The organism is Paenibacillus tyrphae (genome assembly GCF_000722545.1).
In the GTDB taxonomy this organism is placed as follows: Bacteria; Bacillota; Bacilli; order Paenibacillales; family NBRC-103111; genus Paenibacillus_G; species Paenibacillus_G tyrfis.
Window position 1 is genome coordinate 1 of sequence record NZ_JNVM01000055.1, and the last position, 12,748, is coordinate 12,748.

General features: G+C 43.7%; 16 protein-coding genes. 6 read left to right on the forward strand and 10 right to left on the reverse strand.

Annotated features, from left to right (window positions below):
- The 6 genes from ET33_RS34225 to ET33_RS34250 all read left to right on the forward strand — a co-directional run.
- Positions 1-301, forward strand: a 301-nt coding sequence (locus ET33_RS34225; RefSeq protein ID WP_036693233.1) for a helix-turn-helix domain-containing protein, incomplete at its 5' end; no start/stop codon positions are given.
- A gap of 49 nt (positions 302-350) precedes the next feature.
- Positions 351-1,217, forward strand: a complete 867-nt coding sequence (locus ET33_RS34230) for an EamA family transporter (protein ID WP_235206895.1) — start codon at positions 351-353, stop codon at positions 1,215-1,217.
- Between the two features lie 127 nt (positions 1,218-1,344).
- Positions 1,345-1,797 carry a MarR family winged helix-turn-helix transcriptional regulator gene (locus ET33_RS34235; protein ID WP_036693236.1) on the forward strand — a complete coding sequence of 151 codons (453 nt, stop codon included), beginning with the start codon at positions 1,345-1,347 and terminating at the stop codon, positions 1,795-1,797.
- A gap of 27 nt (positions 1,798-1,824) precedes the next feature.
- The gene (locus ET33_RS34240; RefSeq protein ID WP_036693239.1) at positions 1,825-2,349 is read left to right on the forward strand and encodes a GNAT family N-acetyltransferase; all 525 of its coding nucleotides are present in this window, start codon (positions 1,825-1,827) and stop codon (positions 2,347-2,349) included.
- A gap of 162 nt (positions 2,350-2,511) precedes the next feature.
- Positions 2,512-3,453 carry a CapA family protein gene (locus ET33_RS34245; protein WP_036693242.1) on the forward strand — a complete coding sequence of 314 codons (942 nt, stop codon included), beginning with the start codon at positions 2,512-2,514 and terminating at the stop codon, positions 3,451-3,453.
- 34 nt (positions 3,454-3,487) lie between these two features.
- Positions 3,488-4,528: a LysR family transcriptional regulator gene (locus ET33_RS34250; RefSeq protein WP_235206896.1), complete on the forward strand. Its 1,041-nt coding sequence runs from the start codon at positions 3,488-3,490 to the stop codon at positions 4,526-4,528.
- A 127-nt stretch (positions 4,529-4,655) separates the two neighbouring features.
- On the opposite strand, the gene ET33_RS34255 is transcribed toward ET33_RS34250, so the two are convergent.
- From ET33_RS34255 to ET33_RS34290, 10 genes are all read right to left on the reverse strand, one after another.
- A complete protein-coding gene (locus tag ET33_RS34255; RefSeq protein WP_036693247.1) occupies positions 4,656-6,077 on the reverse strand; it encodes an amino acid permease in 1,422 nt (473 codons plus the stop codon).
- Positions 6,078-6,097: 20 nt separating this feature from the next.
- Positions 6,098-7,309, reverse strand: a complete 1,212-nt coding sequence (locus ET33_RS34260) for an ornithine--oxo-acid transaminase (protein ID WP_036693251.1) — start codon at positions 7,307-7,309, stop codon at positions 6,098-6,100.
- A 31-nt stretch (positions 7,310-7,340) separates the two neighbouring features.
- Positions 7,341-8,255, reverse strand: coding sequence for an arginase (gene rocF / locus ET33_RS34265; RefSeq protein WP_036693254.1), 915 nt, complete (start codon positions 8,253-8,255; stop codon positions 7,341-7,343).
- A gap of 331 nt (positions 8,256-8,586) precedes the next feature.
- Positions 8,587-9,006, reverse strand: a complete 420-nt coding sequence (locus tag ET33_RS34270; RefSeq protein ID WP_152570748.1) for a DUF1801 domain-containing protein — start codon at positions 9,004-9,006, stop codon at positions 8,587-8,589.
- Positions 9,007-9,048: 42 nt separating this feature from the next.
- Positions 9,049-9,555, reverse strand: coding sequence for a GyrI-like domain-containing protein (locus ET33_RS34275; protein ID WP_051776037.1), 507 nt, complete (start codon positions 9,553-9,555; stop codon positions 9,049-9,051).
- Between the two features lie 69 nt (positions 9,556-9,624).
- Complete coding sequence (locus ET33_RS34280) at positions 9,625-10,572, reverse strand: helix-turn-helix transcriptional regulator (protein ID WP_036693264.1); 948 nt, start codon at positions 10,570-10,572, stop codon at positions 9,625-9,627.
- An 865-nt stretch (positions 10,573-11,437) separates the two neighbouring features.
- Positions 11,438-11,737, reverse strand: coding sequence for a hypothetical protein (locus ET33_RS34285; RefSeq protein ID WP_036693268.1), 300 nt, complete (start codon positions 11,735-11,737; stop codon positions 11,438-11,440).
- Between the two features lie 48 nt (positions 11,738-11,785).
- Entirely contained in the window at positions 11,786-11,941 is a 156-nt protein-coding gene (locus ET33_RS39425; protein ID WP_167336458.1) for a hypothetical protein, read from the reverse strand.
- A complete protein-coding gene (locus tag ET33_RS40530; RefSeq protein WP_081890634.1) occupies positions 11,898-12,062 on the reverse strand; it encodes a MerR family DNA-binding transcriptional regulator in 165 nt (54 codons plus the stop codon). Before ET33_RS40530 ends, ET33_RS39425 begins: the two co-directional genes overlap by 44 nt.
- On the reverse strand, positions 12,059-12,646 hold the full coding sequence (locus ET33_RS34290; RefSeq protein ID WP_036693271.1) for a DUF1349 domain-containing protein: 588 nt from the start codon (positions 12,644-12,646) through the stop codon (positions 12,059-12,061). The genes ET33_RS40530 and ET33_RS34290 overlap by 4 nt, the downstream gene beginning before the upstream one ends.
- Between the last annotated feature and the right edge of the window lie 102 nt (positions 12,647-12,748).

The window sequence follows — 12,748 nt, forward strand, 5'->3', positions numbered from 1 at the left end:
GACCATTCGCGCAAGTCAATTGCACGGACCGGCGGACGGCCCTCGGCTTGCCGTATCGTTCGAGCCAGCCGGACCGGCAGATACGCTGCGCCGTATGGTCGAAGCCTGCGAACTGAGCGAGCGCGAGAAGCAAATACTCGATGCGCTCATCAGAGGAATGTCCACCAAGGAGCTCGCGCTTTCGCTGCATATTTCCGCCTATACTGTGCAGGATCACATCAAATCGATTTTTGTCAAAACGGGTGTATCCAGCCGCAGGGATCTTGTTTGGCGCCTGTTCTCCCGTTTTGGCGTCGTTTGACTTTCGTTTCTAATAGATTTCATACGCAAGCTGCTTGGAGGATTTCTAAATGTGGATGTGGGTTATTTACGCTTCTTGTGCGGCGCTGTTTGCCGGCATCACTTCTATTCTTGCTAAGATCGGAATTCAAAAAATAGATTCCAACCTGGCTACCGCCCTTCGGACCGGAATTGTTGTCATTTTTGCCTGGATCATTGTATTTGCGGGAAATATGCAGCACAGCCTGCTTGATATCAGCCTTAAATCGCTTCTCTTCCTGATTTTATCAGGAGTAACGACTGGCGCTTCCTGGATTTTCTACTTCCGGGCGCTTCAACTGGGAAATGTTAATGTGGTCGTTCCGATTGATAAATCAAGCACCGTTCTCACGATGCTTTTTGCGATCGCCATTTTGGGCGAGTCGGTCACACTATTAAAAATGATCAGCATGGCCGTGATCGGGATTGGCACGTATTTGATGATACAAAAACAAGATGTCGAACAATCTGCTTCCAAGATCCGTCATTCGATTTTGTATGCCGGACTATCCGCTTTTTTCGCGGCCATCACCACCATTTTGGGAAAAGTCGGGATCGATGATGTGGATTCCAATGTAGGCACCGCCATACGAACAATCGTCGTACTGATCATGGCTTGGCTGATTGTTTTTGCCACAAAAAAGCAGGGCGATCTAAAAAAACTTGATAAAAAAAGCTGGCTTTTTATTACCTTGTCCGGGTTGGCAACCGGGTTGTCCTGGTTGTTTTATTTTCGAGCATTGCAAGAAGGGCAGGCTAGTATCGTGGTGCCCATCGATAAGTTGAGTATCATCGTAACGATCATCTTTGCTTATTTTGTATTTAAAGAAAAATTGTCGATGAAAGCTTGTATAGGCTTGATCTTGCTTACTTCCGGAACTTTACTATTGGTGGTGTGAATGTGAAAAAAACGGGAGCCGCTTATGCAGCTCCCGTTTCATCGAAAATGTTGTAAATACAACAAAAATACATTACAATATTTATTAAAAGTATTGGTTAGCAAAAGAAATTGATGGGGTTGCATATATGAAGGAAATCCTCCGTGAAATTGGAATGATTGCCAGGGCATTAGATTCTATAAGCAATATAGAATTTAAAGAACATGACCTTACAAAAGGGCAGTATTTGTACCTTGTCCGAATATGTGAAAACCCAGGAATCATTCAAGAAAAGTTAGCTGAAATGATTAAAGTAGACCGAACAACCGCAGCTCGTGCAATACAAAAACTTGAGATTCATGGTTTTATTGAAAAGAAAGATGATGAACATAACAAAAAAATAAAAAAACTTTTTCCAACAGAAAAAGGGGAAAATGTATTTCCTTTTATAAAAAGAGAATATGATCATTCGAATCGTGTCGCATTAGCGGGATTTTCCGAAAGAGAAGCAGAAACCATTTTTCATCTTCTTCAAAGAGTTAGAAAAAATATAGAAATTGACTGGGAATTTGTAAAAAAGGGAAACAAGAGAAATTATTGATTTTATATAAAGGAGCTATATATTAAAATGACTGTAAAAATAAAAAAGTGCAGCCGTGAAGATTTAGAAATACTCCAAGAAATAAGTATTGAAACATTCAACGATACCTTTAAAGATCAGAATTCCCCTGAAAATATGAAAGCCTATTTGGAAAGAGCATTTAACTCCCAACAGTTGGAAAAGGAATTGTCCAGTATCTCTTCGGAATTCTTTTTCGTCTGTTTCAATGAAGAACATGCTGGATATTTAAAGGTAAATATTAATGATGCCCAATCCGAAAACATGGGTGATGAATCGCTCGAAATTGAGAGGATTTATATTAGATCCAAATTTCAAAGAAAAGGGCTTGGAAACGATCTAATAAACAAAGCGATGGAAATAGCCATAAGACAAAATAAAAAGATGATCTGGCTAGGAGTTTGGGAAAAGAATGAGAACGCAATTGACTTTTATAAAAAGAAGGGGTTTGTTCAAACTGGAGCTCACTCTTTTTATATGGGGGATGAAGAACAAATTGATTTTATAATGACCAAAACACTTTCGGAGCCCTAAAAACATTGCACTAACGGGCAATTTACGTTCATTGACTAGAATGCGAAAGCTCAATCCGATCCAGGCTTGGGCTTTTTTCTTCTGGCCGTACCGAGGGTGCCCAACTTGCAAGCATTTCGCTTTTCTATCGCATAAGGTGTAATCAGGAAAGGAGTGGGTGGATTGACGAAAATCACAATCGCCGCAGTCGGGGATTTGTTGATGAAAAAGAAGATGATCGCCTCGGCCGCACGGGAAGGCGGATTCGCCCCTATTTTTGCCAAAGTGAAACCCTATCTGCGGAAATCCGATTTAACGATAGGCAATCTGGAGACGACCTTCTCCGGCAACAATTTTCGCGGAACGCCCGGAAAACTGTTGTTCAACTCCCCGGACAAATTCGCTGCTACGCTCCGGAACTTGGGCTTCGATGTATTAGGCACAGCCAATAACCATTGTATGGACGGGAAACGATCCGGTTTGAGGCGGACGTTAAACGTCCTCGATCGGCACGGTCTGCGACATACGGGCACGTATCGCTCCGCCCGGGAAGCCCGCCGGAAACTGATTGTTAACGTAAAGGGAATAAAAATCGGAATATTGGCTTATACGAAAGGAACGAACGGGATCCCAGTGCCAGAGCCATGGGCAGTCAACAGGCTAAACCCGAAAAAAATAATAGCGGACGTACGCAGCTTGAAGAGTAGAACAGATTTTATCATCGCTTGCCTACATTTCGGGAAAGAATTTCGAACATCTCCCGACCGTAACCAAATCCGGCTCATGCGGCTGTTGTTTAAGAATGGCGTAAATGTCGTGCTGGGAGCGCATCCCCATGTGCTGCATCCGGTAAAAATGTTTAAGGTGAAGGACATCGACGGACTCACTAGAAATCGGGTAGCGGCGTCTTCTCTAGGAAATTTCGTATCCACCGAACTTCCCCAGCATACCGCTAGACTGCGAGGAACAATCTTGATGTTAACCTTAACGAAAAATGCAAAAGGAGTAACGGATGTGTTGAAAATGTCACGTGTGCCGACCCGCATCTTGCAAAATATAGGGAAGAAAAACGTTTATCGGGTTGTGCCAGGTAAACAGAACGGATATCGACAAAAGAGCTGCTAAACCGAAAGGTCTCCGACTAGGAGATCTTTTTTGTGTGTGCGGAATCGGGACGGAGGAGAAGAAAGCAGTTTCCCTTATCGGGAAGTTCGCCGCGCTTCGTCGCAGAGTTCTGGCAACGGAAGTATTTCATTGGTATAATAAAGAGGAATTGTCTGGATTTTTTGTTGATTGTTTGCAGTTAATTTGGAGGTATAACATGGAACTCAGAAACCTAAAAACGTTCCAAGTCGTCGCTGACCAATTAAATTTGTCCAAAGCAGCCGAAATTTTATCCTATACACAGCCTACGATCTCTGTCCAAATTCAAGCATTGGAAAGGGAATTGGGACATCCCTTATTTAATCGTGTCGGTAAAAAAACGTTTTTAACCCCTACCGGAAAATTGGTGAAGCACCATACCGATATCATTTTGAACGCTTTAAGCGATTTGGAGACCGCCTTAAAAACGCTTGACGAACCGTACGGTAAACTTGCCATCGCAGCCCCTGAATATTACTACGGCCGCCATCTCTCGTTGTTAATTAGTTCTTTCATTAAAGACCATCCGAAGGTTAAATTAGACTTGGCTTGCTACAATAGTAAAGAAACAATAAAGTTAGTAAGCTCCCATCAAGCCGATATCGGAATCATCGCAGGAAAGTATAACTCCCCTGAGATGGAATCGATTAATCTGGACACAGAAGAGGTTATGATGGTTACGACCCAAGAGATCTCCCAACAATATGACTTGTCCACGGTTTTCACCCATTACCCGCTAATCACCTATAGAGAAAGTTGTAATTTAGAGGACGTCATTAAAGGATGTCTATCTGAATTACAATATCAACCTACGAACATCATTGAGTCCGGCAGCGATGAAGCGATCAAACATTCGGCAATCAATCAAACAAGCATCGCTTTGCTAAGCTCAGACGGAATCAAGGAGGAGCTGGCTACGGGTAAGCTTGTCCCGATCCATCGTTTTCAACATCGGGTTGAAACATCTCTGATTTACCTCAAATCCAGGTCGGAAGAAGCAAATATTCAAAGCTTTAGCGATCTTCTCAAGCAGGCTTGGAAACCTTTAGAGGATTGAAATTGTTAAAACAGGTTGGGCAGAAAGAATGGCAGGAGGAGCATGTATTCCCTTCTACCATTTTTTCTGCCCCAATGGATCAAAGCCTCTTTCCTGTGAGGACTCTGCTTCCGATTCGTAAGCGGTTTCAAATTTCACAGCGATTACTTACTACCCTTGACGTCTGCTTTTTTTTCTTATACTTCATATGATAAATAACATAACAAATAGTAACAAATGGAACGGCGCAGTACAGCGCAAGCCGTTGATTCGGATCAAAGGCAAGCCCGATGCAAGCAACCGTACATAGGATGAAGGCCGCTATTGGAATAAAGGGATACAGCGGGGTGCGGTATTTCAAGTCAGCAAGATGTCCGCCTTGCTTGAGAAATTTTTTTCGGAACATATATTGAGAAGCGGCTATAGCCATCCAAGCCATAATAGCGGTCAATCCGGCAAGCGAAACTAGCCATAGATAAACGGTATCTGCTGCATAAACGCTAGATAACAGCGACAAGCAGGCAATACCGACACTAATGATTAATGCATTTAACGGTACTCCTCTTGCTGTTAATTTTCCTAAAGCGGCAGGAGCCATTTTATTTCTTGAAAGAGCCCAAAGCATACGGGATGAAGCATACAGTCCCGAATTCGCAACGGACAATAGAGCAGTTAAGATAACAAAATTCATAATGTCAGCAGAATAAGGAACACCGATATTGTCAAAAACCATAACAAACGGGCTTTCTATCACTCCCGCTTGTTTCCACGAAATTAATCCTGAGACAACAAAAATCGATAACAGGAAAAATAAAATAATTCTCCAGACTGTATTTCGAATTGCTCTGGGCACGGAAGTCTCCGGATCTTTGCTTTCTCCCGCAGCAATTCCAACGAGCTCACTGCCTTGAAAAGCAAAATTAACCGTGACCATCGACATCAACACGCCGCCTAAACCATTAGGAAATAACCCCCCTTCTCCCGTAAAGTTAGAAAACATAGGCGCAGACGAATAACCTTTCATGGGAATAAACCCAAACATAGCAGCGCCGCCTAAACCAATAAATGCGATGATCGTAAATAGTTTAATACTCGCAAACCAGTACTCCGTCTCGGCATAGGCTCTTGTAGAAAGAGCATTCAGTAAAAAGAGCACAATAACAAAGAGGGTGCACCAGATCCAAGTCGGTACGTCAGGAAACCAGCGCTTCATGATTAATCCGGAAGCAGTAACCTCGGAGCCTAATGTAATCACCCAACCAAACCAATATAACCAACCGACCGTAAATCCTGTTGCAGGTCCGATATATTTGGTCGCATACGTTTGAAAAGAGCCTGATTCCGGCATCGCAACGGATAATTCGCCAAGGCACATCATAACGAGATACATAATGAGTCCGCCTACCAAATATGCGAGAATAGAACCGCCGGGTCCCGCCTGACTAATCGTATAGCCTGAACTGATAAACAGCCCTGTGCCAATAACCCCACCGAGTGAAATCATATAGACATGCCTGCTCTTCATCGTGCGCTGCAGCTCAGACACGCCATGAGTCCTCTGTTCTGTCATGAATTCCCCTCGTTTCATCCTTACTGGGTTGCAGCTTCTACCTCATGGAAAACCGATACAATTCGTTCAAGCGCCCAATCCAAATTTTCTTGCGAAATATTTAACGGTGGAGCAAAACGAATCGTCGTTTCATGCGTTTCTTTGCACAGCAGGCCCAGCTCTTTCAGCTTTTCGCAATAAGGACGCGCTGGTTCGTTCAGTTCAAGCCCGATAAATAAGCCGCGGCCGCGAATTTCTTTCACTTTGCTGCTTTTGATCTCTTTTAGCTTATTCATAAAATAGTGTCCTGATTGTTCGGAACGACGAACTAAATCCTCATCTTGCAGAACATCCAATGCCGTAATTGCAACTGCACAGCCTAACGGATTGCCGCCAAAAGTAGAGCCGTGAGACCCCGGGTTAAACACGCCGAGAATGTCCTGGTCAGCAGCGACCGCAGAAATCGGAAACACCCCTCCGCCCAATGCCTTACCCAAAATGTACATATCCGGCTTCACATTCTCCCAGTCGCAAGCGAACAACTTGCCTGTGCGCCCGAAGCCCGTTTGGATTTCATCAGCAACGAACAAGACATTGTTTTCCTTGCAAATCCTTTGCGCTCCTTGGATAAATCCGGTTGGCGGAATATTGATGCCCGCTTCTCCTTGAATCGGCTCGAACAAAAATGCAGCGGTATTCGGCGAAATCGCATTTTTCAAAGCTTCCAGATCGCCGTACGGAATAATTTTGAACCCGGGTGTGAAAGGCCCGAATCCAGCCTTATATTCTTCCTCGGAGGAAAATGAAGTAATCGTAGTCGTACGTCCATGGAAATTGCCTTCACAAACAATAATTTCAGCTTGATTGGCAGGCACTTTTTTCACGCCGTACGCCCAGCGCCGAATGGCTTTGATCGCCGTTTCCACGGCCTCTGCCCCCGTATTCATCGGAAGGATCATACTTTTTCCCGTCAGCTGAGACAGTTTTTCGTAAAAGATTCCTAGCTGGTCATTGTGAAACGCGCGGGATGTCAAAGTGACTTTATCCGCTTGATCCTTCAACGCTTGAATGATTTTCGGGTGTCTGTGCCCATGGTTTAACGCGGAGTAGGCGCTTAGCATATCCATATATTTGTTGCCTTCCGGATCTTCCACCCATACTCCCTCAGCTTTCGATATAACGATAGGCAGCGGACGGTAATTTGCAGCTCCGTATTTTTCAGTCTGTTCGATAATTTGTTTTGTCTGTGTCATGGCAGGGCCTCCCCGATCAAAATGATTTGATTTATAGAATTCGTTCTCCAAAAAGTGAGCCGGCCAAGTCGACAGCGGATTTGGCCGTCTTGTTGTTCACATCGAGCATCGGATTCACTTCTACAATTTCCGCCGAGACAAGAGCGCCATGTTCATGCAGATATTCCATGGCAAAATGACTCTCTCTATAAGAAATCCCGCCCTCCACAGGCGTTCCAACACCAGGCGCTTCCCGAGGATCCATCCCGTCCAAATCCAGACTGAGGTGAAAACCGTCCGTGCCTGCCGAAACCCGCTCTAACGCCTCATCCATGACCGTTTTCATGCCATATTTGTCGATGTCATACATCGTAAATACGCGAATCCCTTGCTCCTTCAAGAACAGCCTTTCGCCTGGATCGATCGATCTCGCCCCGATAATAACAACGTTGCGCGGATCTAATTTCTTGTGCGCTCCCCCAATGGAAGTAAGACTTGGATGCCCGTGACCTAACAATACAGCTAGCGACATTCCATGAATGTGACCCGAAGCTGTGGTAAATTCCGTATTCACATCCGTATGCGCATCGAACCAAATGACACCAAGCTTATTCACATGCTGCAGAACACCTTTAATTGTACCGATAGCAACACTGTGATCTCCGCCGATAACGAGAGGAAACCGGCCATTTCCCATCTCTTGGGCCACCACTTCAGCCAATTTCGTGTTAACGCGGGCGATTTCAGCCAAATACTTTAATTTTTCATCAGGATCACACCTATCCTGCAAGCGGTTAACCTCGATATCGCCGCAATCACTAACGCGGAAGCCCAACGCTTCCAGCCTTGCTTGAATATTTGAACTTCGAATCGCAGTCGGCCCCATGTCTACACCAGAACGATTGGCACCGAGTTGAAGCGGTACTCCGACAAGTGAAATATCGTTGCTGTTTTTTGTAGTTATCATAGAGAATTCCTCGTTTTCGTATAGTTTTTTACATAATATGATGTTTTCCGATAAAGGTAGCGCTTTCTTTTCAAGTCATCCCACTCGATGACATCTCGAATGTATCATAGCTTCAGCGGATTCAGAAATTGAAATCGTCTATTGTTACTATTTAAATTATTTATGGTCAACGATGCTGGGGGATGGATAAGCAGGGACGTACCTCCGTACATAAAAAAATGCTTACCATTGAAAGCCCAATGGTAAGCGATAAATTGCTTCTTTGTTATTTAAAATTGCTGCTCTGATCCTTTTTATAATCTTATTAAAATGTTTTAACGTCCATTTATTATTAGATCCCGAGCATTGGTAGATGCTTTCGAGTATGATAAGTGAGTGCCGATGCAATGCACTGTTTTAATTCATCCACTGGTATTTCATCATTTTCAGCAAATACAATCGCTCGATTACCTTCATAGTGGAATAATTCTCTATAAACCTCTTTAAACGTATCAACTAACTTTGTATTGCAGTTAAAATACATGGCGTAGTGATCTGGGCTTGACGGTTTCCAGCCTATTCTAATCGTACTCCCTTTTTTGGTGATATAACTAGGCTCTCCCCATTTTAGCGTTTCATCCACATGACCAACGCCTTCTGTCTCTATTGCCGTATCCAAAATTAACTGACGAAGAATCAATAGTCTCGACTGAATTTGTTTAGGATACTGTTCGAATACTTCCTCCACCTTGGTATTTTTAATTGCACTCATATGGATCATTCCTTTTTTAAGGTGTCCGGTACAACTTGGAAGCTATTTTATCGAAATATAAATTTCTGCTTGTCCGTCCTCTGGATTAATATCCTTGCTATAATATTCAAAATCACCTGTGAATGCTCGGTTATTGCCTGGCTGTTGTGACCATTGCCAAATATTAGCCCAAGTACGCTGCACCATCTCGATAATTGGTCCACGTTCTGTGACGAATACAGCATATTTTGCAGCAGGAACAGTAAATGCTTTTATCCTATCTAGGTTTTGAAGCTGTAATGCTTCCTGTACACATACGCTGACCATGACTTCATAAAGTCCCGCATCTCCCTGTTCATAGTTGAAGTAACAGCTATAATGACCATCCTCTTGTATATTAACACCTAGCTTCTTAGCCATATTTTGAGAATAGAACTGTTCAAATAACTTACCAATTTTGCCATTTTTGCTCAGCTCGGCTTCATTTGTTGTAACGGTACTAATTCCAGCTAACGTGAAGAAGGGTAATTCCTCAATTCGGGTAGGTTCAATTCGTTCGTTATGTTTCATCCTTAATCATTCTCCTTATTATAGAATGAAACCAGTATAAAACAATAAACCTGACAACCGACTGTCAAGTTACTTTGACATTTTATAAATTTTTGCTATTTTTTCCGCACGACTAGCAATGATTTTCCGTAAATGTTGGGGCTCAAGCACCTCTACATGATGTCCCAAGCCAAGAATGAAACTATAGAGCCATTCATTTTCCGGATACGCCTTTTTTACTAGCCAACTGCCATCCTCAACTGGCAAAAGTTCTTCAATACCAAACCATTCTTCTGCTAAATGACGAGCTTCATCTTGGAATCGAAAGACAACTTCTGGTACATTGGATGGCTTCAATTTACTCTTGCCTTCGATATGCCCCTGAGTAGTGGGATCTCGACGAATGAAGGTTCTTTCACGATCTATCGCGAGCCCTTTCATTCTTTTTAGTTTAAACAGGCGGAACTCTTCTTTCTCTAGACAATAAGCTTGTAGATACCAATGCCGTCCTTTGAGAATGAGCATATGTGGCTCTACTATTCGCTGGGAAACTTCACCTTCTGCATTCGAATAGGTGAAGTTAATTAATACACAGCTATCTATTGCTTCATCTAATAGTTGTAGTTTCGGACGGAGAAGCTCAATACCATCCCAAGGAGAGTAATCGATTAGTACGCGATTTGTCTTATGTTGAAATTCTTCTTTATGTGCCGGCAGTACGACACTACTTATTTTTTCTACTAGTCGTTGGTGCTGCTCTTTGCCATATGAATTGGAGATGCTGCGGAGGGCGGTGACGATAGCAGCAAGCTCGTCATTTGTTAGCATATTTCGATCCAAGCGGTAACCTTCTGACAAACCAATACCACCGTTTGTTCCTTGATAGGTGACGATCGGGATGCCGGCTGCATTAATTGCGTCAATATCTCGGTATATCGTCCGAATGGATACCTCAAACCGCTCCGCCAGCTCCTTAGCCTGCACCATACGACGGTTCAGCAGTAGAATAATGATAGATAAGAGCCTTTCCAGTTTCAAAATATGTAACCTCCATTTCGATGGATAAGCAAGAAACGATTTCTTTGAGAATATTTGATAAGATGAATCTTAAACATCATGAGATAGATTTATAAGAATAACTCCCATCCCTAATTCGATTGCCTTTGTACGGCAAAAGTATCTTATATGGGAAATAATTCTAAATTTATTGATATTATGGTAAAAGGAGCCTTTAGTTCCTTTGCTCATACTCATAATTTGTAGAAGAATAAGGTGTTATTCAACATAAGAGCGCTTTTCTAGAGTAACGAAAAAAGCCCAATTTCTCAATTTTAATACTGAGAAAATTGGGCTTTTTAATATTGTAATTTCCTTAACGTTGTAAATCCGCATTTTCCTGACGCTACCCCATAAGGCAGAATGCTTCAAGGGATGGGTGACGGGCCGTCACTTGGACCTGGCACAAAAGGTCCAACTGTACCGCCAAATAGCCCCAAGGCGGTGACCAAGGTCGACAGACAGCGGATCACGTGCCTGGATACAGGCGGCAGTAACCGGGGGGAAATTTGGCGGTGCAACGGGGGCTGTTTGCTCGCGCCGTTCGGGTACCTGCACCCAGGGCGCACCGCGTTCACTGTCCGCAGCCGGTTTACGTGCGTATACGACGTGACGGACTTCCCCCGTGTTGGTGGTACCGCCTGCACCCACAACACCACCCGCCCTCCCGCCTCACGTAGTCAGACGCCGCGCGCATGCAGTCGCCATTGCGGAGCTGGATTCCCCGCTCGGCACTGATCGCTACGCTCACTTCCGTCACGAATGCTTGCTCATCGGATGTAACCCATCCGTCTGTATAAAAATTTTCTATAAAAGGTCCTCGAAACGGGTACCCGCCTGCTGTTGCCTAATCGTGCAAAGCGCGATAAGCAGAACTGATGCTGTCGTAGCTTCCCTGGTGCAAGGTGTTAATGCAAGGCGATTCCCTGAAATACCGGATTCGGGGATCGTCGGTTCCCCCCTCCCACTCAATGGGCTGGCCGACTTCCACATCGTAGAGCGCCGCATCCGCTTCCTGAACCGTATAAAAAATTGCAAAATGTTGACCGCAGAGCACCGGATTCATTTGCTTTACGGATTGCCGAAGCTGATCCATCAACAGCCCCAGTCCGTCTTCATTCACCGTTTTGCATAAAGCATAACGCATGAAAAGATGACCTTATCCCTCGAAAAACAGAATATGTATGTACCCGGTTTATCGACTTTTCAGACTCGACGGCGCCATTTCTTCAATCGCATTCGCATACCCCAGGGCGATTTCCTGCAATTCGACGATCTTCTGTTGAAAAAAAGCTTTGACCACTTCTTCATCCGATTCCAGCACAGTAGAATCGATACTCGTTCGCCTCATCTTTTTTAGGCGTCAACAACCCTTTTTCGTCGTAGTATCTCAACATCCGTTGCGATTTTTTGTTGATTTTAGAGAATTCGCCGATTTTATAATCCAATCCGCCGCCTCCCGTTCCAATCATTCATGAGCCTTCCACTTGCATTCCGTGATCTCCATCCCGCTAAAAACAGCTTTGAACGAAGAATTCTCCGGGCTGCACGCATACACTCCCATTTGAACTTCCCCGCTGCCCTCAAATAAATGAAAAATACGCATTTGTTTATATTCTACTCCGTCGTATGAGTTCTCAATGCAGAAATCACGGTTGCGACGGCTAATTCTGTAAAACATACTTTTAATACTAGCGTCAATATCTGTCGTCGCCCAATCGGAAAATCCGTTGTTTGTCACGACGCTTCCTAAACGTTGGTATTGTTCATTTTCGTATTCAATGGAAGCCTTGAACCAATTGTCGCTGTTTTGGTAGACCGCTACGCCACATTGATCAAACCGATTTTTAGTATCAAACTCTGTACGAACCACAAAAGAAAAGTAGGGTTCATGAATCTTATATAACAGAGCCGGTGCGTTATCGTTTCTAAAACCATAGTATGTACGCTGCCAGAAGTCCGTTCCAGGTTCTGTTTGAATAACAACTTCATTTTCTCGAATCGAATAACTCGTGGGCTCATTTAACCAATATAATTGACTTGGATCGTATTTCATGAACCGTCCCTCCTCCGCGTACGATAGGTTAAAAAATCCTGTATTTAAGTCTGTTTCGGTCAGAATACGGATTTCTTGCGCCGTTTATTTTATTATCGCAAC

What these genes read in the sequence shown, in the direction of transcription:
- ET33_RS34230 (WP_235206895.1), top strand. Translation starts at nt 351, where the DNA reads ATGTGGATGTGGGTTATTTACGCTTCTTGTGCGGCGCTGTTTGCCGGC.
- ET33_RS34285 (WP_036693268.1), bottom strand. Translation starts at nt 11,737, where the DNA reads ATGCGTTATGCTTTATGCAAAACGGTGAATGAAGACGGACTGGGGCTG.
- ET33_RS34290 (WP_036693271.1), bottom strand. Translation starts at nt 12,646, where the DNA reads ATGAAATACGATCCAAGTCAATTATATTGGTTAAATGAGCCCACGAGT.
- ET33_RS39425 (WP_167336458.1), bottom strand. Translation starts at nt 11,941, where the DNA reads ATGAGGCGAACGAGTATCGATTCTACTGTGCTGGAATCGGATGAAGAA.
- ET33_RS34270 (WP_152570748.1), bottom strand. Translation starts at nt 9,006, where the DNA reads ATGAGTGCAATTAAAAATACCAAGGTGGAGGAAGTATTCGAACAGTAT.
- ET33_RS34255 (WP_036693247.1), bottom strand. Translation starts at nt 6,077, where the DNA reads ATGACAGAACAGAGGACTCATGGCGTGTCTGAGCTGCAGCGCACGATG.
- ET33_RS34260 (WP_036693251.1), bottom strand. Translation starts at nt 7,309, where the DNA reads ATGACACAGACAAAACAAATTATCGAACAGACTGAAAAATACGGAGCT.
- ET33_RS34275 (WP_051776037.1), bottom strand. Translation starts at nt 9,555, where the DNA reads ATGAAACATAACGAACGAATTGAACCTACCCGAATTGAGGAATTACCC.
- ET33_RS40530 (WP_081890634.1), bottom strand. Translation starts at nt 12,062, where the DNA reads ATGATTGGAACGGGAGGCGGCGGATTGGATTATAAAATCGGCGAATTC.
- ET33_RS34235 (WP_036693236.1), top strand. Translation starts at nt 1,345, where the DNA reads ATGAAGGAAATCCTCCGTGAAATTGGAATGATTGCCAGGGCATTAGAT.
- rocF (WP_036693254.1), bottom strand. Translation starts at nt 8,255, where the DNA reads ATGATAACTACAAAAAACAGCAACGATATTTCACTTGTCGGAGTACCG.
- ET33_RS34240 (WP_036693239.1), top strand. Translation starts at nt 1,825, where the DNA reads ATGACTGTAAAAATAAAAAAGTGCAGCCGTGAAGATTTAGAAATACTC.